General features: G+C 44.2%; 18 protein-coding genes. 8 read left to right on the forward strand and 10 right to left on the reverse strand.

Features of this window, described 5'->3' with window-relative positions:
- Positions 1-42: 42 nt before the first annotated feature.
- The 3 genes from pth to gshB all read left to right on the forward strand — a co-directional run bounded on the left by pth (position 43) and on the right by gshB (position 3,025).
- The gene (gene pth / locus FBY58_RS00275; RefSeq protein WP_141918810.1) at positions 43-612 is read left to right on the forward strand and encodes an aminoacyl-tRNA hydrolase; all 570 of its coding nucleotides are present in this window, start codon (positions 43-45) and stop codon (positions 610-612) included.
- A gap of 48 nt (positions 613-660) precedes the next feature.
- Positions 661-1,761 carry a redox-regulated ATPase YchF gene (gene ychF / locus FBY58_RS00280; RefSeq protein ID WP_141918811.1) on the forward strand — a complete coding sequence of 367 codons (1,101 nt, stop codon included), beginning with the start codon at positions 661-663 and terminating at the stop codon, positions 1,759-1,761.
- Between the two features lie 319 nt (positions 1,762-2,080).
- Positions 2,081-3,025: a glutathione synthase gene (gene gshB / locus FBY58_RS00285; protein ID WP_141918813.1), complete on the forward strand. Its 945-nt coding sequence runs from the start codon at positions 2,081-2,083 to the stop codon at positions 3,023-3,025.
- 19 nt (positions 3,026-3,044) lie between these two features.
- Here gshB and FBY58_RS00290 read toward each other — a convergent pair whose 3' ends face one another.
- From FBY58_RS00290 to FBY58_RS00305, 4 genes are read right to left on the reverse strand one after another with little or no spacing between them, the layout of a single operon-like run.
- Positions 3,045-3,968, reverse strand: coding sequence for a tyrosine recombinase XerC (locus tag FBY58_RS00290; protein WP_141918815.1), 924 nt, complete (start codon positions 3,966-3,968; stop codon positions 3,045-3,047).
- A gap of 35 nt (positions 3,969-4,003) precedes the next feature.
- Entirely contained in the window at positions 4,004-5,425 is a 1,422-nt protein-coding gene (gene bioD, locus FBY58_RS00295) for a dethiobiotin synthase (protein WP_141918817.1), read from the reverse strand.
- Positions 5,422-6,072: an alpha/beta fold hydrolase gene (locus FBY58_RS00300; RefSeq protein ID WP_141918819.1), complete on the reverse strand. Its 651-nt coding sequence runs from the start codon at positions 6,070-6,072 to the stop codon at positions 5,422-5,424. The genes bioD and FBY58_RS00300 overlap by 4 nt, the downstream gene beginning before the upstream one ends.
- The gene (locus FBY58_RS00305; protein ID WP_141918821.1) at positions 6,069-7,277 is read right to left on the reverse strand and encodes an aminotransferase class I/II-fold pyridoxal phosphate-dependent enzyme; all 1,209 of its coding nucleotides are present in this window, start codon (positions 7,275-7,277) and stop codon (positions 6,069-6,071) included. Before FBY58_RS00305 ends, FBY58_RS00300 begins: the two co-directional genes overlap by 4 nt.
- Positions 7,278-7,346: 69 nt before the next feature.
- Here FBY58_RS00305 and FBY58_RS00310 point away from each other — a divergent pair, with 69 nt between their 5' ends.
- Positions 7,347-8,618 carry an adenosylmethionine--8-amino-7-oxononanoate transaminase gene (locus FBY58_RS00310; protein ID WP_141918823.1) on the forward strand — a complete coding sequence of 424 codons (1,272 nt, stop codon included), beginning with the start codon at positions 7,347-7,349 and terminating at the stop codon, positions 8,616-8,618.
- Here the strand turns inward: FBY58_RS00310 and FBY58_RS00315 are convergent.
- Positions 8,615-9,124 (reverse strand): thioredoxin family protein, encoded by a 510-nt coding sequence (locus tag FBY58_RS00315; RefSeq protein WP_141918825.1) that lies wholly within the window; start codon positions 9,122-9,124, stop codon positions 8,615-8,617. The genes FBY58_RS00310 and FBY58_RS00315 overlap by 4 nt on opposite strands.
- Before the next feature lie 280 nt (positions 9,125-9,404).
- Here FBY58_RS00315 and FBY58_RS09300 point away from each other — a divergent pair, with 280 nt between their 5' ends.
- Positions 9,405-9,827 (forward strand): hypothetical protein, encoded by a 423-nt coding sequence (locus FBY58_RS09300; protein ID WP_185738157.1) that lies wholly within the window; start codon positions 9,405-9,407, stop codon positions 9,825-9,827.
- Positions 9,828-9,954: 127 nt separating this feature from the next.
- Complete coding sequence (locus FBY58_RS00325; RefSeq protein ID WP_141918828.1) at positions 9,955-12,123, forward strand: primosomal protein N'; 2,169 nt, start codon at positions 9,955-9,957, stop codon at positions 12,121-12,123.
- A gap of 2 nt (positions 12,124-12,125) precedes the next feature.
- On the opposite strand, the gene FBY58_RS00330 is transcribed toward FBY58_RS00325, so the two are convergent.
- Positions 12,126-13,523: a capsule biosynthesis protein gene (locus FBY58_RS00330; RefSeq protein WP_141918830.1), complete on the reverse strand. Its 1,398-nt coding sequence runs from the start codon at positions 13,521-13,523 to the stop codon at positions 12,126-12,128.
- 410 nt (positions 13,524-13,933) lie between these two features.
- Between FBY58_RS00330 and FBY58_RS00335 the strand changes: the two genes are divergently transcribed.
- On the forward strand, positions 13,934-15,409 hold the full coding sequence (locus FBY58_RS00335; RefSeq protein ID WP_141918832.1) for an LTA synthase family protein: 1,476 nt from the start codon (positions 13,934-13,936) through the stop codon (positions 15,407-15,409).
- 24 nt (positions 15,410-15,433) lie between these two features.
- On the opposite strand, the gene FBY58_RS00340 is transcribed toward FBY58_RS00335, so the two are convergent.
- From FBY58_RS00340 to sppA, 4 genes are all read right to left on the reverse strand, one after another.
- Positions 15,434-16,372, reverse strand: coding sequence for a U32 family peptidase (locus FBY58_RS00340; RefSeq protein ID WP_141918834.1), 939 nt, complete (start codon positions 16,370-16,372; stop codon positions 15,434-15,436).
- Entirely contained in the window at positions 16,369-17,757 is a 1,389-nt protein-coding gene (locus FBY58_RS00345) for a U32 family peptidase (protein WP_311768039.1), read from the reverse strand. The genes FBY58_RS00340 and FBY58_RS00345 overlap by 4 nt, the downstream gene beginning before the upstream one ends.
- A complete protein-coding gene (locus tag FBY58_RS09410; RefSeq protein WP_260431984.1) occupies positions 17,706-18,125 on the reverse strand; it encodes a hypothetical protein in 420 nt (139 codons plus the stop codon). The genes FBY58_RS00345 and FBY58_RS09410 overlap by 52 nt, the downstream gene beginning before the upstream one ends.
- A 229-nt stretch (positions 18,126-18,354) precedes the next feature.
- On the reverse strand, positions 18,355-20,241 hold the full coding sequence (gene sppA, locus FBY58_RS00350; protein ID WP_260432170.1) for a signal peptide peptidase SppA: 1,887 nt from the start codon (positions 20,239-20,241) through the stop codon (positions 18,355-18,357).
- Positions 20,242-20,638: 397 nt separating this feature from the next.
- Between sppA and groES the strand changes: the two genes are divergently transcribed.
- The gene (gene groES, locus FBY58_RS00355) at positions 20,639-20,926 is read left to right on the forward strand and encodes a co-chaperone GroES (protein WP_141918838.1); all 288 of its coding nucleotides are present in this window, start codon (positions 20,639-20,641) and stop codon (positions 20,924-20,926) included.
- Positions 20,927-20,940: the final 14 nt, after the last annotated feature.

Raw genomic sequence — 20,940 nt, forward strand, 5'->3', positions numbered from 1 at the left:
TTATTCCATACTATTAGGCCATTGATTTTTAGGTGGAGCAGAATGCAGATTTGGGCGGGTCTTGGTAACCCCGGGACATCTTATGCACTTAATCGGCATAATGTAGGCTTTATGACTGCGGATGTTATCGCCAGTGAAAAACATTTTGCTCCGTGGAAGAAAGCTTTTCAAGGTCAAGCATCCCTGGGCCAAATTGATCAAGAACGTATCCTTCTTTTAAAACCGGCTACTTTTATGAATGAAAGTGGTCGTGCGATCGGAGAGGCTATGCGTTTTTACAAATTGACGCCTGAAGATGTCACTGTTTTTCACGATGAATTAGATATTGCCCCAATGCGGGTAAAAGTAAAAAGAGGCGGGGGCGCTGCCGGTCATAATGGTCTTCGATCAACGATCGCCCATATCGGAGAAAATTTCCGTCGGGTAAGATTAGGTATCGGACATCCCGGAGAAAAATCTCGCGTCCACGGTTATGTGCTTGGTAATTATGCCAAAAGCGAAACGGATGCCCTTGCCCATATGTTGAGCGCTATCAATCATGCGTCTCCATGGTTGGCAAACGGTGATGATGCCCGTTTTATGAGTGAAATCGCTTTATCTCGTCAGTCCTGACACGGCCTTGTGCCTATTAAACGGGTTTTAAAATAGAAGGATAAAATAATGGGTTTTCGTTGCGGTATTGTGGGTTTGCCTAATGTCGGTAAATCGACCCTCTTCAATGCGCTGACAGAAACCGCCGCGGCGCAGGCTGCCAATTATCCGTTCTGCACCATTGAACCTAATGTCGGCCAGGTTGCGGTTCCTGATCCTCGTTTGGACCAGATTGCTAAAATTGCCAATTCTCAACGTGTCGTCGAAACGCAGCTAGGCTTTGTTGATATTGCAGGTCTGGTTCGCGGAGCATCAAAGGGTGAAGGTTTAGGCAATCAATTTTTAGGGCATATCCGTGAAGTTGATGCTATCGTTCATGTTTTACGTTGTTTTGAAGACGACGATATCACGCATGTCGAAGGTAAAGTCGATCCAGTCGCCGATGCAGAAATTATCGAGACTGAATTGCTGTTAGCGGATCTTGAAAGCTTAGAAAAAAGAGTTCCCAATCTTCAGAAAAAAGCCAACGGCGGGGACAAAGAAGCCCAAGCGGCAGCAAGCGTTTTAGGACAAGCGCTTGAATTGTTACGGGATGGAAAGCCCGCACGTCTGACAAAGCCTAAAGATGTTGATGAAGAACGCCACTTCGCTCAGGCTCAGCTAATTACGGCTAAACCGATCTTATATGTCTGCAATGTTGATGAAGCCTCTGCTGCAGAAGGCAACGAATTTTCAGCCAAAATTTTTGAGCGCGCCAAAGCAGAGGGCTCACGAGCCGTTATCGTATCAGCCGCTATTGAATCTGAAATCGCGACCATGGAGCTCGAAGATCGGGCGGTATTCTTGTCTGATCTGGGGTTGAAAGAAACGGGGTTGGGAAGAATTATCCGTGCAGGTTATGATTTGCTGGATTTGATCACCTTTTTCACAGTTGGCCCGAAAGAAGCGCGTGCATGGACAGTGACTAAAGGTTCTAAAGCACCGCAAGCCGCAGGTGTTATCCATACGGATTTTGAACGCGGCTTCATTCGTGCGGAAACCATTGGCTTTGATGACTACATCGCTTGCGGTGGCGAAGGAGGTGCACGTGAAGCTGGTAAGTTACGTCAGGAAGGCAAAGAATATGTCGTCAATGACGGTGATATCATGCTGTTCCGCTTTAACGTCTAAAACCTCATAAGATAAAATTTGATATTAATGCTCTTGAGAAGGCCATTATTTTTATGGCTTTCTCAGGGGAATATGGCTCTTTTGCTCAAAGATCCTCCAAAGATTTTTTATTCATTTTTGTGACTGCAGCAGCAATATATCCTGTATTTCATCTAAAAATAGAAAATATTCTTCAAAATAGGCTTTTTTACGAAAAACTATCAGAGAAGGTATCAAGACCACCGCCTCTAAAGAATTAGAATTTTCGACTTAATAGCTTGAAATGACTGAAGCAGAGAGGCACTTCTGAATAAGAAAATGTATTTTGGGAGATATTACGGTGAATCTTAGAGTCGCGGTTCAAATGGACCCTTTAGAATCGGTTAAGATTGCCGGTGATTCTTCCTTTGCTCTTATGCTGGCAGCCCAAAAACGGGGTTATAAGCTGTGGCATTATCTGGCCTCGGATCTTAGCTATAAAGAAGGTCGCGTTATTGCGAAAGCGCATCCGGTTCAGGTGAATGCGGTTCAAGATTCTCATTTTATAGCCGGTGCAGCAGAAGAGATTGATTTAGAAAACGACATCGATGTTGTTTTGATGCGGCAAGACCCCCCTTTTGACCTGGCTTATATTACCGCGACCCATTTGCTGGAGCGGATTACTAAAAACACTTTGGTCGTCAATAATCCCGCCGCAGTACGGAACGCCCCCGAGAAATTATACGTTCTTGACTTTGCCCAGTTCATGCCGCCGACACTGATTACACGTGATGTTGAACAGTTACGTGCATTTCATAAAAAGCATCATCAGATTGTCGTAAAGCCGCTCTATGGCAATGCGGGATCTGCTGTCTTTTATATCGGGCAGGATGGCAAAAATATTGGAGCCTTATCTGAACTGTTTGGGGAAGTCTGGCGCGAACCTTATATGGCACAAGCCTTTATCCCAGATGTCAGCAAGGGTGACAAACGGATTATCATCGTCGATGGTGAGGTAGCTGGTGCTATTAACCGCGTCCCACGCCAAGGTGAAATTCGATCCAATCTAGGTGTTGGTGGAACAGCAGAAGCCGCAGTTTTAACCGAAAAAGAAAAAGAAATTTGCCATATTTTGGGCCCTGAATTGGCTAAACAAGGACTGCTCTTTGTTGGCATTGATGTCATCGCCGGTTATCTGACCGAAATAAATGTCACCTCGCCGACAGGTATTGTCGCCATGGATCGATTTGATGGCAGCGATATTGCAGGCATGATCTGGGACAAGATCGAAAATAAATTGAAATAGCCCCAAGGAATAAGGCTTTCTATTTATTCTCGGCGCGGGGATGAGCTGCCCGATAGACATCAAGCAAATGGGCGGCATCGACAGCAGTATATATCTGCGTAGAAGAAAGGCTGGCATGGCCTAGCAATTCTTGGAGACTCCGGAGATCAACCCCGCGCCCTAATAGGTGGGATGCGAAGCTGTGACGAAGCGCATGCGGGGTTGCTTTGTTATCGAGTCCGAGATGATAGCGTGCTTTACGCACCGTCCGCCGGATAACATCGGGAGAGAGAGCCCCACCTTTGGCGCCTCTAAAAAAGAGGCTTTTATCTGAAAAAGGAAAAGGACAAAGCCGAACATATTCTTCCATGGCTTTTTTGACTTTTTCCAGTAGCGGCACAATCCGGATTTTAGAGCGCTTCCCCATTACCCTTAAAGTTGGTTGAAGCGGTAATATCTCAGCGGTCAGGCTTAAGGCTTCACTAATTCGAAGACCTGAGCCGTAAAGAAGCAGAAGCAAGGATAGATCACGTGCTTCTATCCAGTCTTCAGAGGCTTCTTCACTTACTTCTCTGGCTAAGGCGACGGCATCTTGTGGGGATAGAGGCCGAGGCACACTTTTCTTTACTCTTGCGCCTTTTATCGTAGGAACAGGATCGACACCGGCAAAACGCAAGAATGCGCGCATTCCAGAAATTTCGCGCGCAACAGAGCTATTCGCTAAACCAGATTGGCGGCGATCGGCTAAAAAAGCACGAATTTCTGCAATATCGACTTTATGAAGCGCATCTCGATCAATGCGTTCTCCCCGATGAGAACCTAAAAAACCGATAAAGCGATGAGCTGTTGCCATATAAGCCCGAACACTATGCAGTGAACGCCGTAAGGAGAATTGCAAATGCTGTTCCCATTCTGCAGCAATTCGCCGTGCGGGATGTCCGTCCTCTGTTACGACTTCATTCATAACCCAATCGCCTATGATAAGCTTTTTTGTAAGACTTAGATAATATCATCAAAAGCGGGCATTTCGCTGGCAATAGCGGCAACCTGCTCAGGATCTATCCTATCAAGTAAGGGAATTTCTGCGAGTACCCTTATTTTACCGTAATTTTCGATTGCCTGTCTGTTCTCATAATTTGTAGCGCCACTTAAAATAACGCCTGCAATAGGGATCTTTCTAAGACGGAGTGCTTCCAGACTAAGAAGCGTATGATTGATGGTGCCTAATCCACTCCTTGCCACCAGAATAACCGGCAACTTGCAATCTTGAATGAAGTCGATCATCATTTTTTCAGCCGTTATCGGCACCATTAAGCCGCCGGCGCCTTCTACTACAAGAGGAGCAGAGGAAAAAAGCGGAGGAAAAGAAAGATCATTTTCGGTTATTACGCGATTTTCCTGTCTCGCGGCGGCTTCGGGCGACAATGGTGCTGACAAGGTTATTGCCGGTAGGATTATCCGATCAGAAGATAAATTAGCCAGTCGTGTGACCGTTGCACTATCCCCTTCCTCTTCGGCTAACCCTGTTTGTAAGGGTTTCCAATAATCGCCATTCCAAGCTTTAATGAGGCAAGCAGAGACCAAGGTTTTTCCGATACCTGTGTCTGTACCAGTAACGAACACACCTTTTCGAGGCATCTTTTCAAAAGAGCCATAGCCTATATGGTAGGTGATTTTTTTATTCCCCTGATCAAAAAGCTTTAAAAGTGTCTTGAGATTAGGTGCAGATAATGAGGCAACGGAATCTTGAGGTAAAGAGGCCCCTATCTTTTTTAAATGTCGAAGAAAGTCTAAGCCGTTTTCGGGACAGTCAATAATTTTTTCAGCCACCCATTCTCCATGCCCACAAACAGGCCAATCTGATTTTAGCTGGCTGACTTCGGCACAGGCTAAAATAGGACAAGCCCATTCTTTTAAATTATAAAGACGCCGCCACTCATGAAAGCTTTGATCACATAGGGTTGAAACCCAGAGCCAGCCATTGGGATTGAGCTGTTTTACCAGACGGGAAAGACTCTCTCTGCGATTGGTAAACCATTGCATACTAAGGCTGGAACAGATCAAATCATAAAAGGAATCCTCGGGAGGATTCTCTGCATCCATTATTTCAAAAGTAAGAGAGGCTGTATTTGTTTGAGCCTTGCCGAATTTTGCTTTTGCTCGGCCAAGCATATCAGCAGAAATATCCGATACTGTGATATCTGCTTTTGGAAAAAGATGAATTAGCTCTTCTGTTAAAAAGCCAGTGCCGCAGCCAAATTCTAATATTTTAATTGGTCGAACAGAATGGTCAGGAAAAGATGTTTTTATCTTGTCCGCTAATCTTTTCGCGACAACCCTTTGAATAGATGCCGCTTGATCATAACCGGAGGCCTGACTGAAGCGCTCTATAATTTTGATTTTACGGTCTGGATTGATCATTCTGTATATAGTGCCACATCACGGATAAAACGGGCGCACATATCCGGTTCTGTTAATGGAAGCAAATGTCCGCCACCCTTTTGCCATTGAATAGAGATGGGATCAGGGAAACAGGCTTCGGTTAGAGAAACAGGCACAATTGGATCATTATCACTGGCAAGAACGGATATTTTTGAAGCCATTTCTTGGCTGATATGCCGGTTATCCAGTGTCATCAACCATTCAAGCCCTTTATTCAAGGCCATGAAATCGTAAATTCTTTCAGCGTTATCTGTAGGGAAGCCCAGTCTATTATAAAATTGAGAAACCGTTTTCTTTGCATCCCTGTGAAGAGTTGTCTGCATTCTCTCTGTTAACCGTTTAGGGATGCCTATAGGCCAGTTTTGATCTGCAGAAAAACGAGAGAAACCATTGATTGAAACTAGTCGCGAGCAAGCTGCTAGGGGTTGGTTTAATAACCATAATAGGCCAAGAGAATGGCCTACAGCAATAAATGGCTCTGACCAGTCATAATCTAAATCAGCCTGACCAAAATAGCCAAAATCAAGACTGTGGCCTTCATGGTTTCCCATCGCTCGACGTAGTGATGTCCAGAAATTCCGATCAAATCCCCAGCCATGCACAAAAAGAAAGCGAGATGTCTTCATTTCGCCCGCCTAGCCAATATAGAAGGTGCTAATGTTCCCATAACCTGACACAAATGCCCTAACATGCTTTCGTCATGAAGAGCGGTTAAAGCAAAGCGAAGGCGGCCAGAATGAGACGGAACAGTTGGTGGGCGAATTGCAATAGCCAAAACGCCTTGGCTTTTTAAATATTCTGCAGCAGACAAAGTCGTTTCGTTATCGCCTGTGATCACGGGAATAATATGGGTAGAAGACAAGCCCGTATCTAAGCCCATAGATTGGAACATGTTCCGTATCAGGTCAGATTTTGCAGCTAATTGGCGACGACTTTCTGATAAAGTTGGCACGATATCTAAGGCCGCATCCATTGCGCCGAGCATTGAAGGGGGAATAGCCGTACTATAGATAAAACCGGAACAGCTATTCAAAAGCCAGTCGCATAGAAGTTTTGACCCTGCAATATAAGCGCCAAAACAACCGAGCGCTTTACTAAATGTACCCATGACAAGATCAGCACCATGGTTACCACCAGCTAATCCCTGTCCATTTGTACCAAGAATACCAGTGGCATGGGCTTCATCGACGTAAAGAAAAGCATCATACTGATCAGCAACCTGCCTTAAACGCCTTATATCGGCCTGATCGCCATCCATACTAAAAACGCTTTCTGTTATAATAAAGCGTAGACCTGATGCCTGTTTTTGTTTTTCAAGCAATGCTGCTAAATGGGAAAGATCGTTATGACGGAAACGAATTTGCCGAACACCTGCAGCTGCGCAACCATGATGCAAGCTAGCGTGATTTAACCTGTCGGTAAAAACAAGAGCCTTATGGCCTGTCTGTTCAAAAGAAAGCCTAAATAAAGCGGGCAATACGGAGGCATTGGCCTGCCAACCAGATGGGAACAATAAGGCCGCTTCTTTATTTTTGAAATTGGCAACTTTACTTTCGACTTGAAAATGAGCCGGTAGGGTTCCAGAAACCAGACGTGAAGAACGAGCCCCTGCTCCAAATTGAGCAGTCAATAATTGCGATCGCTCTTTTAAAAGAGGGTGGGCAGAAAGCCCTAGATAGTCATTTGAAGAAAAATCGCATAAGAGTTTGCTATCGGAAACATGGTTAACCATCGCTCCATCTTCGGGCTTGATACTATGGAGTGCCCGTCTTAACTTTTGTTGGGAGAGGCCAAGAAGAGCCTGATGGAAATAATGATCAAAGCGCGTCATGAAAGCCCATTTCAGTTAATCGACCCCTTATACAATTTTGAAGATTAAAAGTTTAGCAAGGCAGCAACTATGCAGAATCCCGATTGGCTTACAGAAGGGCTTTCCCACATTTGGTTACCTTATACCCAAATGCAAACAATGACAGCGCCTGTTCCTGCGGTTGCGACAGAAAAAAGCAGCATTTATCTAGCCAATGGACGAGAGCTAGTAGACGGGATCGCATCATGGTGGACAGCATGCCATGGCTATAACCATCCTTATATCCGAAAACAGGCTGAAGAGCAGCTTCGAAAGATGCCTCATATCATGTTTGGGGGTATTGTTCATGAACAGGCTTTACGATTGGCAAGTCGGTTATCAGATATGCTGCCAGGAAATCTCAACCATGTCTTTTTCAGTGATTCTGGATCAGTTGCGGTAGAAGTTGCCTTAAAGATGGCCATGCAATATTGGCTAAACAAAGGCGAGAAGAAGCGAAAGAAACTGCTGGCTTTTCGGGGTGGTTACCATGGTGATACCATGGCGACAATGGCGATTTGCGACCCAGAAGAGGGTATGCATAGTCTTTTTACGGGTATCTTACCAGAACATTACATTGTTGATTTGCCCAAAAATGAGGAAAAGACAGCAAATCTTGAGCTGTTTTTACAGCAGCATCATCGCGAGATTGCCGCGATTATTGTCGAGCCATTGATACAAGGTGCAGGTGGAATGCTGTTCCATTCGCCAGAAGTATTAAAAAAACTCCGCTATTTCGCAAATAAGTATAATTTATTACTTATTTTTGATGAAATTTTTACTGGATTTGGACGGACGGGCACAATGTTCGCCTGTGAGCAAGCTGGTGTAACACCTGATATCATTACGCTTTCAAAGGCATTAACCGGTGGCACTATGGCCTTAGCCGCAACCGTAGCCACAACATCGATATTTAAAACATTCCTGTCAGATAATCCCGTTCATGCATTAATGCATGGCCCAACATTCATGGCCAACCCTCTAGCATGCGCCTGTGCTAATGCCTCTCTTGATCTATTTGAGAAAGAAAACAGGCTGGATCAGGTTGCTCAGATTTCTCAACAAATGTTAGAAGAGCTTGCGCCCTGCCGAGCGCTATCCTGCGTAAAAGATGTAAGAGTTATGGGTGCTGTTGGGGTCGTCGAATTAAAAGAAACAACAGACATAAATCAGCTAAAAAGCCGACTATTGCAACAAGACGTCTGGATACGCCCCTTCCTTAATATCGTTTACCTCACCCCAGCCTTTACGATTACCCCCAAAGAATTAAACAGCCTGACAACCGCTATTTATAATGTGCTGTCGCAAAACAAGGATGTCTAGCGCACCCATTGCGCTAGCCAGTCGGCTATAGCCTGTGGTGTCATGGAACGGGCATCGGCTAAAGCTGTAACATGACCTCCATTTAAAAGCTTGTCTGTTCTTGGATCAACAACCAATAATGTCGGTGCGCCTTTCAGCCGGTCAGTCAGACCATAATGAGCAGGGATAGACAGATTTTTATCAAAACGGCCAACATCAATAGTGACGATTTCATAATATTTGTCCATGAACCGCTTTAAATCTGGCTGGTCGAACATACCTCCTAGGATACGGCAGTCAGGACACCAGTTACCGCCCAAATCAATTAAGAGCAATTTATGCATCTTTTTTGCTTTGGTACGAGCCGCAGCCACAGCTTTTTCCGCGTTAAGCTGTTCATTATAAGGCATTGGCAATGGATGAGCCAATTGATCAAAATTTGTTATTGTTATTTTAGGTGCAGGCAACGCATTCGCTGGCGAGATGGCCAACAACATAAAAAGAGATGCAGTAAGTAGACGGCTCATATTGCGACACCTCAAACCAATAGGAATTAGGATAATATTACTTAATGTTATAATAAAAACTATTAAAAACAAGGATAGTTCGACAAAAAAAGAAGATAAAAAGTTAAAATATATCAAAAGTTAAAAAGAGATATATTTTTAGTTGAATTACGAATGAACGGAACATTCTAAGCCCATTCACATATTATATTATATAATGTGTTTAATCAGAACAAAGCTCGTGATTATGCCATTCCGGTCTTTGTTCAGACACAGATTTTGTTCTGGAAAAGAGGCAGTAATGATAAAAAACTTTTGGCGATTACTTGTAACAGCTGTTGCAGCATCATCATTGGCAGTGACCGTTGTTTCTCCGGCTTTGGCACATCATCATGGTGGAGGTCCAGGTGGCCCAGGTGGGCCCGGCGGACGCGGAGGCTGGGGGCAAGGCCCTGGCGGTTGGGGTGGTCCCCGTGGTGGTTGGGATGGTCCAAGACATAATCGAGGCGGCTGGGGACCGGGCGCAGCTTTCGGTATGGGAGCATTAGGCCTGATGACAGGCGCGCTCATTGCTAACGGTTCCTATAATCGCGGTTATTATGATGGCGGTGCAGGTTACTACGGTGGTGGCGGTTACGGCGGCGGTTACTATGCAGCTTGTAATACCCGGATGCAGTGGGATCCTTACATCGGCGATTACGTATCCATGAGATCATGCTACTAAAAATGTTATACTGACAGGCAGGCTTTCCAGCCTGCCTATTTTTTTGAGAAGAGAAGCCTTTGCATGCGAGCATAGCAATCGAGTATAAAAAACTTTGGATAATTTATTATAGCGGATACAATTTTACGTGAAGCGTCGCATTTCTGTTCTGACGACCAATCCTACTTTAGGAATTCTGACATACAGCCTTCCAGAAGAAGAAGCCGTTTCATTAGGTCATATTGTACGCATTCCTCTAGGGCCACGGCAGATACTGGGAATGGTCTGGGAAGACAGAGCGCTCAATCAAAACGAAATCGCAGATAATCGGCTACGTCCGGTTAGCAAAATTTATAATTTTCCGGCGGCAAGTTCATCTTACAGGAAACTGATACGGTGGGTATCTTCGTATTATATGGCTCCATTGGGCGCTGTCCTTCGCATGGGATTACCGCTTTCCCCCGCAGCTATAGAAACTAAACAAACTAAAAATTACTATGTGCTTAAGCAAATTTCCCCAAAGTTAACCCCTTTACGGCAAAAAGCTTTAGAAAAACTGGCAGATGAAAAAGGATCTGTCAGCAGACTTGCTGAAAAAGCAGACGTATCAGCGGCCGTTATTCGGTCGCTAATAAAATTGGGCTACCTAGCCGAGAGTAAAAGCGATTCAGGAATAGAATTACCTTTACCTGACCCTGATTTTGATCCGCCGATTCTTTCGAAACAGCAGAGCCATGCAGCAGAGCTGCTAAAAACCTCTATAAAGAAGGCAACATTTAAAACATTTTTATTGGATGGAGTAACAGGTTCTGGAAAAACAGAAGTCTACTTTGAGGCTATTGCCCAAGCTTTAAGAGAGAGAAAACAGTCTCTTATACTGTTGCCCGAGATTGCATTAACAGAACCTTTTTTAAATCGCTTTCAAGCTCGCTTTGGCTGTGAGCCAGTCGTCTGGCACTCAGATTTGTCGCAAGCCCGTCGAAGGAAAAACTGGCAAGCTATTTTAACGGAGGAAGCAAAAGTCGTTATTGGTGCAAGATCAGCCTTATTTCTGCCTTTTAAATCCATGGGGCTGATCATTGTAGATGAAGCACATGAAACCAGTTTCAAACAGGAAGATGGCGTATGTTATCAAGCGCGAGATGTCGCGGTCATGCGAGCAAAATTTGATAATATTACTGTTATTCTAGCATCGGCAACACCTGCACTGGAAAGCGTGATGCAGGTCCGATTGGGGCATTATCAAGAAATTCGACTGCCAGAGAGGCACGGCTCGGCGGGATTACCGACGATCCATGCTATTAATATGGCCGAATATCCGCTGCCGAAAGGGCGCTGGCTGGCACCACCTTTGATTAAAGCGCTAACTGAAGCGATAGAACGCCATGAGCAAGGACTTCTTTTTTTAAATCGCCGAGGTTATGCACCTCTGACACTCTGTCGGAATTGTGGCCATCGTATTCAATGCCCTCACTGCACAGCATGGATGGTCGAACATCGCCACCAAGGGCAAATGATATGCCATCATTGCGGGTTTACAATGCCAGTGCCAGACAAATGCCCTGAATGCCAAAAGACAGATAGTCTTGTTGCATGCGGTCCAGGTGTCGAACGAATTGCAGAGGAAGCCACATTGCTTTTTCCAGATGCTCGAATTGAGACCATCACATCAGATACATTAGCGACACCCAAGCAGGCCGCCGAATTTATCGAAAAGATGGATCAGGGGGCTATTGATATAATTATTGGCACTCAACTTATTACCAAAGGATATCACTTTCCGCGGCTAACCGTTGTTGGGGTTGTCGATGCCGATATTGCTTTGCAAGGAGGCGACTTAAGAGCGTCCGAGCATAGCTTTCAGCAAATCGCTCAAGTCGCCGGACGAGCGGGTAGAAGTAAGCTGGATGGGCATGTTTTTATTCAGACTTATGAACCGGACATGCCTGTTATTCAGGCTCTAGTCTCAGGTGATCGCGAACAATTTTATCAAACAGAACTGGAAATTAGAGAAATAACCGAAGCGCCTCCCTTTGGAAGGTATGTGGCTTTGGTTATTTCTTCAGAAAAACAGGAAATAGTCGAAGCGTTGGGTCATAAATTAGGGCAGATAAAACCAGAAGTAGAGGGAGTTGAAATTTTTGGCCCCGCCCCTGCCCCATTATTACAGCTGCGGGGACGCTATCGTTATCGATTTTTGATCCAAGCCAAGCGGACAGCTCCGGTACAAAAAGTTATTCAAAAGTGGCTCGCTTCTCTTTCTATACCGCCCTCTATACGTATTACAGTTGACGTTGACCCCTATAGTTTTTTTTAAATTTATGACCGTTTGAAAGCGATGTTTCGCTGATCAACTGCCGTATTTATGCGTTTTGAAGAGGATGCACGTGACGGGGTAGCAAAAGAAGATAAATCCCGAACAAGCCCTGGCTCGATCGGACAAGCTGATTGCAACCTAGTCAGAACGCCTTTCATCACTTTTTCTAAGGCTTCTTCGGAAAAGAAGCCGCCAGCGACAAGACAGCGTTCAATTAGAACCCGTCGAAAAGCTTCGAAAATTTCCTGATCAGGCTTACCAGGATTTGCCCAGAAATCGTCGAGATTTCCCTGATAAGTGACACCTTCGATGTCATAGACCGCATGCCCCAGCGTAATAACTGGAACATTACAGTTTAAAGCCAAAGTACCGCAGGTACTGTTGATAGTAACCAAAGCCTGCGCTTTTTGGGTCACTAGCGCAATATCGCCCCGTTCCATGTAATCAATGCGACCTGTTATTCCGAGCCGATCAGCAATTATCTGTATCTCAGCCCACCAGTCTCGAACGCCGTTATCAAGAGGATGTTCTTTGATAACTAATCTGAGGTGCTTGGGTGCATGAAGTGCAAATGAACCAAGAACCAATTCGATAGCCTCTAACATACCGTTAAAGGGGGAATGTAATCTAACCTGAGAATCACCATCTAGCTGCAAGGGAAATAACACATAATCTGTCTGTTCTTGCTCAAGCCGATTAAGCAAAAGATCAGTGCGTGCTTGCGCCTTTTTACGGCGACATAAACGTCTCAACCAACCAACCCCTTCAACAAGCGGAGGCCAAGGCCGATAATCTTTCCAATGAGGATAGTGCCATTTTAACGCTGCTGTGGCGAGACTATAAGCAACGCCTTCATATGCCCGTCGAACAAAAGAAGACGGGACTGGCTGATGTTCTGGGATGGGAGGAAGCTTTGCGGCCTCAGCTTTATACCACTCGGGATCTTTTGGTAAGGAAGAGTGACCATTGACTCCACCCAACTCAAGCGTGACCCAATCTGGCCGCATGTAACCTTCTTCAAAGACATGCACAGGAATATGAAGTTTGCGGCAGACGTCAATAGCTGCCCGGTGAAGCGCCCGACAATCACCAAACAGAACAACGTCGGTAATATTTCGTTTTTTTAAGGTCTCTTCAAAGAAGATGGGCCAATCTTCTTCATTCCCGCAGAAATCGATACCATTGGGTAAGCGCCAAAAGAAACGGTCTCCACCGTTAAAATTGATCTTATAAACGGTATAACCGTGTTTGGTTAAAGCCTGCCCAAGACGCCGAAATAAAGGGCCCATCAAGCCTTGTAATAATAAGAGATTCCGCTTGGGGAGAGCCACTCGATTAGCAGGTGCAGCAACCAAGGGCGCATTATCGCTCTCTACAATCGTCTTCCGATATTCATACATGGTTTGTGTTCTCTTGAATTAGCCTGATGGAATATCTGCTTAGGACTAAGCATTGAAGGACGATTCCGGCCATACGGCCCCTTTCACTTACGCTACACAAGCAAAACTATTTCTTATTTTGCTTAAAAAAACGACTATATAATTCGTTACTCGACTATCTTTGATAGTAAGGAACGACCGAATTTAATAGCCCTGTTCATAGGGTATTTATGCACATTATGGCAAAAATTTCACAATCTGTTTACTATTCAGAAGAATTATTATGAAATGATGTGTTACTGCAATAGTCAGACATTACAGAACATTTTCCTACATCTTAGGCCATAGACAGAACCAAAATAGCAGCCCATAGAGGCTTCCATTCCTAAGCTGATTTTCGAGTTCACCGTAGTTTAAGGCAGTAATCTAAAGTGATAAACGATCTACTGTTTTTGGCAGCAACCCTTATTTTGAGCTTTATAATAGACCATTATACCCTACCCTACGGCAGAAGAAGCTGTTGTGGTCTAACTCTTCATACTGGAGTTATAACGGCAGTATATAGTTTCTTTCTACTTTTATCAGGTAATGCCTTATTATCTTCGATTATTACTTTATCCATACAATCAGCTCTAATGGCTATCTCCAATGCAAAATATAAAATGCTAGGAGAGCCTTTAATATTTTCAGATTTTCTTGTTTTAGTATCTGTAGTACGTCACCCACGTTTTTATTTAACTGCACTTTCTTCTTTAACATGCTGGTTATTAGCAACAGTAACGCCCACCCTTATTATATTTTTTGTTATTTTTAATAATAGAGAATTTTCTGCACATCTAAGAGGATTTCTATTCTTTGTCATAGATGCGCTCGTTCTTTTGCTGATTTTCAAAATTCCACCTTTTAGTAAATTAGCCCCAGAGCCAGCGTTAGAAAAAGATGTAAAAAAAATGGGAATGGTTGCTGTCTTATTTTTATATTGGCAGCGATGGAGAGAGAGCCCAGATCCCATGCCTCTATCGCTCCCTCCCATTATTGAAGAGAAGAGAGAATCTTCGAAAAAACCCGAAATCGTTATAGTTATTCAATGCGAATCTTTCATGGATCCAGCAGACCTTACCCATGAAGGAGAAAGAGCCCCTTTGCCAGCCTTACAAGAGGCTCGTAAATTAGCATGGAAGACAGGAAAATTGCATGTTAACGGGTTTGGCGCATATACAATGCGAACGGAATATGGTGTTTTATTCGGACGAGAAGAAAAGGATTTAGGGTTTAGACAATTTGACCCTTTCATGACGGCAAAAAAAGAAATCACCTACGCCTTATCTGCCCGTCTAAAGCATGATGGTTATCATGCAATTTTCGTTCACCCCCATGACATGCGTTTCTATAACCGTGACGATATTATGCCTTCCGCTGGATTTTCTCGATTAGTCGGATTGGATTATTTTTCATCACCTAAAAAAGGTCAGCGTTACGTAGATGATGTAACGTTAGGTAAAAAGTTAACAGGTTTCATAGAAGAAAGCCGACAACCTACTTTTATTTATACGGTAACGATGGAAAATCATGGACCATGGGATGCAGATGGGAAAGCGACACCAGAAGCGTTACTGGTTTCCTATATCCGCCATGCAGAAAGCAGCGACAAGATGCTGGGGGATCTGATCGACTATTTCAAAAAAGCGAAAAAACGGGCTATTTTAGCTTTTTTTGGAGATCATCGGCCAAGTATTCCTGCAATCAGTATACCTAGTCCTGAACGCCATACGCCTTATGTCTTCCTTTGTTTTGATGAAAAAGGCGTCATAACCGCATCACAAGAAAAGGAAGAGGATTTGGCGCCCGCTGGACTGCACAGGCTCATTTTTCAATATAGTCATGAGCTTCCAGACAGAGAGGCATAGCCGCTTCATCATAAAAGATTTCGTTTATAAGGCTGGGGCAGGATTCAAGACAGGACCATCGGTAATAAATTTATGACCTGGTTGACCGTACAAAAAGCCATTTGCAAAAGAAGGCATTTCGGGATGCAGACTGGCTAAAATATCAGTTGCTTCCTTTGCCTCAATTTGCCCAGCCAAACATTTTCTGAATAGCTCTGCTGTTGCAACCATATCTCCTGATTGCGGGGAAAGCCGGAAGCTATGAATACCAACCTGCTGTAATTCAGGAAGCGCCTGTATTAAATTACCACAACCATAAGTTAGCGTTTGCATACCATTAACAGTGAGAAACGGTTGTTTTTCCAAAGTACTGATGGTCAGCCCGTCTTTATGGCTAAGACAGGCGAAACGACAATTGTCCTTGCTCCGCCCTTTGGCGCGGGCATCAAAACAACGTGCCGAAATAGAAATAGGTAAGCGACCAAAAGCAATAACTTCTAAAGGAATAGCGCTTCGTAAAGCGAGTTCTTTTATTACCGTGGCCGGAAGCTCTGGATTAAGGCAGACTTTTTCAGCACCTAATCGCGTTAAAAAATCAAGAGCACCTTCGTTATAGATATTTACAAAAGGCCCTAAATGATGAGGTTTACCCTGTAGTAAACGAACTAAACTAACATCATTAGCTTCGATAACACTTTGGGTATTTTCGACTAGTTCTTCCATAGCATGCACTTCATCGGCAGTTCCGACTAATGCCATGGAAGAATAAATTATTTTTTTACCGCCCCTATGAAGGCGGTCGGTAATTTCAGATAAATAGCGTTTTAAGAAGGGAGAGCGCTTTGAACAAATTACTTCCCCCAAATAAACGCTATCAACATCACCTTCATCCGCAATACGAAAATAAAAATCGCGCAGAAATCTTGCTGGCCACGGGAACATGACCGGGCCCAAGGATAAATGGTCGTTTTTTGAGTTATTCATCGCCACCCCTTCCGGTATGCACCGCGGGTTTCTTCACCACCCTCGGCCAATTTACGTAATCTGTTAAGAACATCCGGCATGCTCTCAACAGATTTTCCTGAAGCTTCCGCATCCAACAAGGCCCGAAAACAGGAAACGACTTCAGTTGTATAAAAACGACTGCGCTGCCGCCCTTCGATTTTAAATGAAGTAACACCGGCTGCTCGCAAACTAGCAATATACTCGGCAGCATTCAGGCATTCCGGTTTTTCAAAAAGATAAGAGGCCTCGCCTCCCTCCGGGATGTAGCGCCCTTTGCAAAGAGTCGGATATCCAGCGGATTCACCTTCGTTAAAACGGTTGATCATAAAATCACCCAGTTGCGAGACCAGAACGCCATCTTGATTTTTATAACGAACATGTTCAGCTGGAGAGCAAACGCCACATAAATTAGGTGACCGCCCAGTCGCATATGCAGAAAGGGCGCAGCGACCTTCTGACATTGGAGAGAGGCTACCAAAAATAAAGGTTTCTATTTCGATCGGAGCTTTTTCTTTCAAGACCGCGATTTCATCAAGAGTAAACATTCTTGGCAAAACCATGCGGTTGATACCAAACATTTCATAATAGAACTGAATTGCGGCAGGAGTAGATGCCCCAGCTTGGACAGAGAGATGTCGAGACAAATCTGGATAATGCTGACTGGCATAAGATAGCAGCCCCATATCTGCCATAATCAAGGCATCAGCACCTAATTCAGCTGCGGTATCTATTGCTTTATACCATGAATCCATATGTCCGGCAGCAGCATAAGTATTAATAGCAACATGGACACGCCGCCCTCTTTCATGAGCGTATTCCAAGCCGGCTTTCAGATCATCTCGACTAAAATTTAATCCAGGATAATTCCGCGCATTTGTTTCATCGCGAAAGCCAAGATAGACAGCATCAGCTCCGGCATCAACTGCAGCCCTTAATGCGGCAGGTGTCCCTGCTGGTGCTAATAACTCTATGGCTTGTTTTGGAGTTGTCGCAACGTCAGGCGTATTTTTGAGATGATCTGCTGTTGCAAAGACAGGACTGTCGCTAACTGAGGCTGCTTCTTTTAGGGAAGCCTTTTGCTGCAAAATATCAATCTCAGCTTGCATCGCAGCTAGATGTTCTGCGAGCCTAGTCGTTTTTTTCAAGAAAGGATCAATAATACGATCAAGACATCGATTGGCGATCCCTCCTGCACGATTGAACAAATGACGGAATGGTTCAGGCAGAGAAAAGACATCGCGTAATAGATCTTCTCCTACCCCATCCATCGCGTTTCGAAGAGCGACAACAACAGACATATCCCCATCGACTTTTAGATCGCGAGAAAAGAAGAGAGCATCACCGTCGCTTTCGCCATGCAACAAACGAAAAAAACTTCGAGTGAAGCTTCTAAATGCGCATCGATATCATCTCTTGTTGAAAAAAATTCGGGAGATGTTGCTGTTAAATGAGGGTGTCCATTTGAGAAAGATAATAAGAATCCGACAGTCAAATCTTTCGGTTGGATAAAAACTTTTTTACCATCAAGAGGACGCAGCCGGTCTTTCAGACCAGGGATACGATGCTCAAGTCTAGCAATTATCATCCGACATAAAGGATTGATCATTGGCCGTGGTAAGGCCGTTAATGCCAATGAAAAGAATAAGTCCTGTCGTTCTGCCGACATAGCAAAAAACGGAGAGGGTCGTGCCGATAACGGCAAATGTCGAGAGAGCAAAGAAGAGGCATCCATAAATGCGAATTCAGCCTTTAAAAATATTGCTTAAATTATTCTACGAAAAGCGCTTTTAGGCAAGACAGTGCAAGAATAAATTATCAAAAACAGTTAGATGGCCCTGAATTGGTTTTAGAATGTGGTTTCCTAACCAAAATTTTGGATCAGAGTTACTCACATTTAAAGGATAAAAAAAGGCGGAGAAATCTCTTCCTCCGCCTTAATCAATTCATCACCATCGAATGGATCAAGGATGCAAAGCTGTTTGAGCCATTAAACGGTCGGCAAGATATTTATCTTCCGACGTAGGTTTAACATCAATATTACATTCCAGACAGCGTGCCTGCATGGTTGATGACTGTGCAATATGTCTCATAGCGGCAACCATTTGTATCAGTTTCGCTTGGCTACTACCGGCTAAAGAACCGAAGGCATCCATGTTAGGATTTTGAGCCACTATTTTGGCATCTGAAGACTGATGCTGGAAAACATTCTTCAATATCATTTCAAAGAAAGACGGTTCCTCATCAATAAACTGCATATGCGTATGTGATGGATCAAGATGTGCCCTTTTAGCTGCATCTGAAACAGCATCCTGTAAAGAGCCATACTGATCAATAAGACCAATTTTTTGGGCATCCACGCCTGACCAAACGCGCCCTTCAGCAATTTCCCGAACTCTAGTCAAAGGTAAATGTCTGGAGGTAGCAACAATCGACGTAAAATGATCGTAGACCGTATCCACGCCGAACTGCATCAGTTGGTCGAACTCAGTTGTGGTTCCTCGGAAGACATCGGGCTGACCAGATAAAGGTGTCGTTTTTACCCCATCAGCAGAAAGGCCAATTTTGTGGAGTGTCTGCTGAAATGTTGGAATAAGTGAAAAGACACCGATAGAGCCAGTAATCGTGGATGAGTCTGCAAAAATTTTATCAGCGGGTGTCGATATCCAATAGCCACCGGAAGCCGCAACCGATCCCATTGAAACAACAACAGGTAGGCCTTTGGTTTTTGCGGCCAAAATTGCTGAACGCATTTGTTCAGAAGCCGAGACTGAACCACCTGGAGAATCTACTCTGACAACCAAGGCTTTGATATCGCCTTTTGTTACAGCATCAAGAATAAGAGAGGATATAGTAGAACCACTCACCTGACCAGATCGAGTCTCTTCATCAACAATTTCACCGGAAACTGTAACAACACCGATTGCACTTCCTGTGGAAGATGGCGGGTTCGCTCCGATAAAAGACGAAAGAGAAACGGCTTTAAAGCTCCCAGGCTGCTTATCTTTACCGACAATCGCAGCAACACGATTCCCAAAATCAATCGAATTTCCGACATGATCAATAATACCTGCAGATTGGGCAAGCTCTGCAAAGCTGTGACCCGCCTTTAGAAAGCTGGTCGGGTTAAGAGCCCATTCTGAAATATGAGCCTTGGGTCGAGCATGGCTTATATCTTGTAAAGTTGTTTGCCATAAGGAATCAGCCAGTGCTTGGTTAGCGGCTTTTGCATCTGGAGACTGATCCGTACGGGTAAAGGGTTCAACAAAAGATTTAAAACGACCGACCCGATAAATCTTGGTTTCAACACCTAACTTATCCAGCAAACCTTTATAATAAAGCTGGTTACCACCAACGCCCAATAAGGCAACTTCACCCAGATTAGGTAACCATATTTCACTACCATGTGCCGCGATCCTATAACGGGCATCATTATAGAAGCCCGCAAAAGAAAGGACCGGCTTGCCAGCGGATCTTACCTTATCCAAAGCGTTATCAACGGAGTTTATAGCAGCACGGCCACCGCCTGAAAAATCAGATAAATCAAGAACAACCGCCTTAATCTTAGGATTATGGGCCGCTTGCTCTAAACCGTAGACAACTTCCCTCAGAAGGATTTCGTTTTGGCTACCCTTGTCTTGAACAAGATCTAGAAAACTGGTGCCCTCCGTTTTTTCGACCAAGTTTCCGGAAAAATCTATCAGTAGAGCGCCATCAGCCGCAGCAGAGGCCCCTAGGTTTCGGTTCGAAATAGCAATATTTTTGTTGGTTAAGCATAAACCTATAAAAATAGTACCAAAAAATAAAACTAGTAGAATGAGGGCAAGCACATCTTTTATGCCGACCAGCATTTTCCAGAACAGCCGCAAGAATTTCAACGTTTGGGCTCCTTAAATTCAGCATTGTATGCTTTGTTGAGCCTGAGCCATAAAAAAGAGTCAAGCTTGATGACCAAAAATTGCAAGGCAAAATTTATACAAGCCTAGTAATCAGCATTTTGAATCACACATCGTAGATACACAGAATGATAGAGATATCCTGATTTTCAGAATTTAAATATAGCTGAGCATATATTGCGGGAATTCGGTCAGAGATTTGAAATAGAAAATAGAGGAATAATTTTCCTAAATTTTTTTTCTGGCCGCTTGACGTTCATAAATACTACCCCATATGTGGGACATTGGCACTTCACAAGGGAGAGTGCCAGAAAGAATTCCCCATACTTTTCGCAAGGGAAAAGGTGAAAATATGAATTTTCGTCCGCTACATGATCGAGTTTTAGTCCGTCGCGTTGCTGCTGAAGAAAAAACAGCTGGCGGCATCATTATCCCCGATACGGCCAAGGAAAAACCACAGGAAGGCGAAGTTATCGCCGCCGGTACCGGTGTTCATAGCGAAGACGGTAAAGTTGTTCCTTTGGACGTCAAAGCGGGTGATCGGGTTCTGTTTGGCAAATGGTCAGGCACCGAAGTCCGGGTTGATGGTGAAGACCTCCTCATCATGAAGGAAAGCGATATTCTTGGCGTTATCAGCTAAGATTCTTTTCTGAC

Source organism: Zymomonas mobilis, from assembly GCF_006715975.1.
Taxonomy (GTDB): Bacteria; Pseudomonadota; Alphaproteobacteria; order Sphingomonadales; family Sphingomonadaceae; genus Zymomonas; species Zymomonas mobilis_B.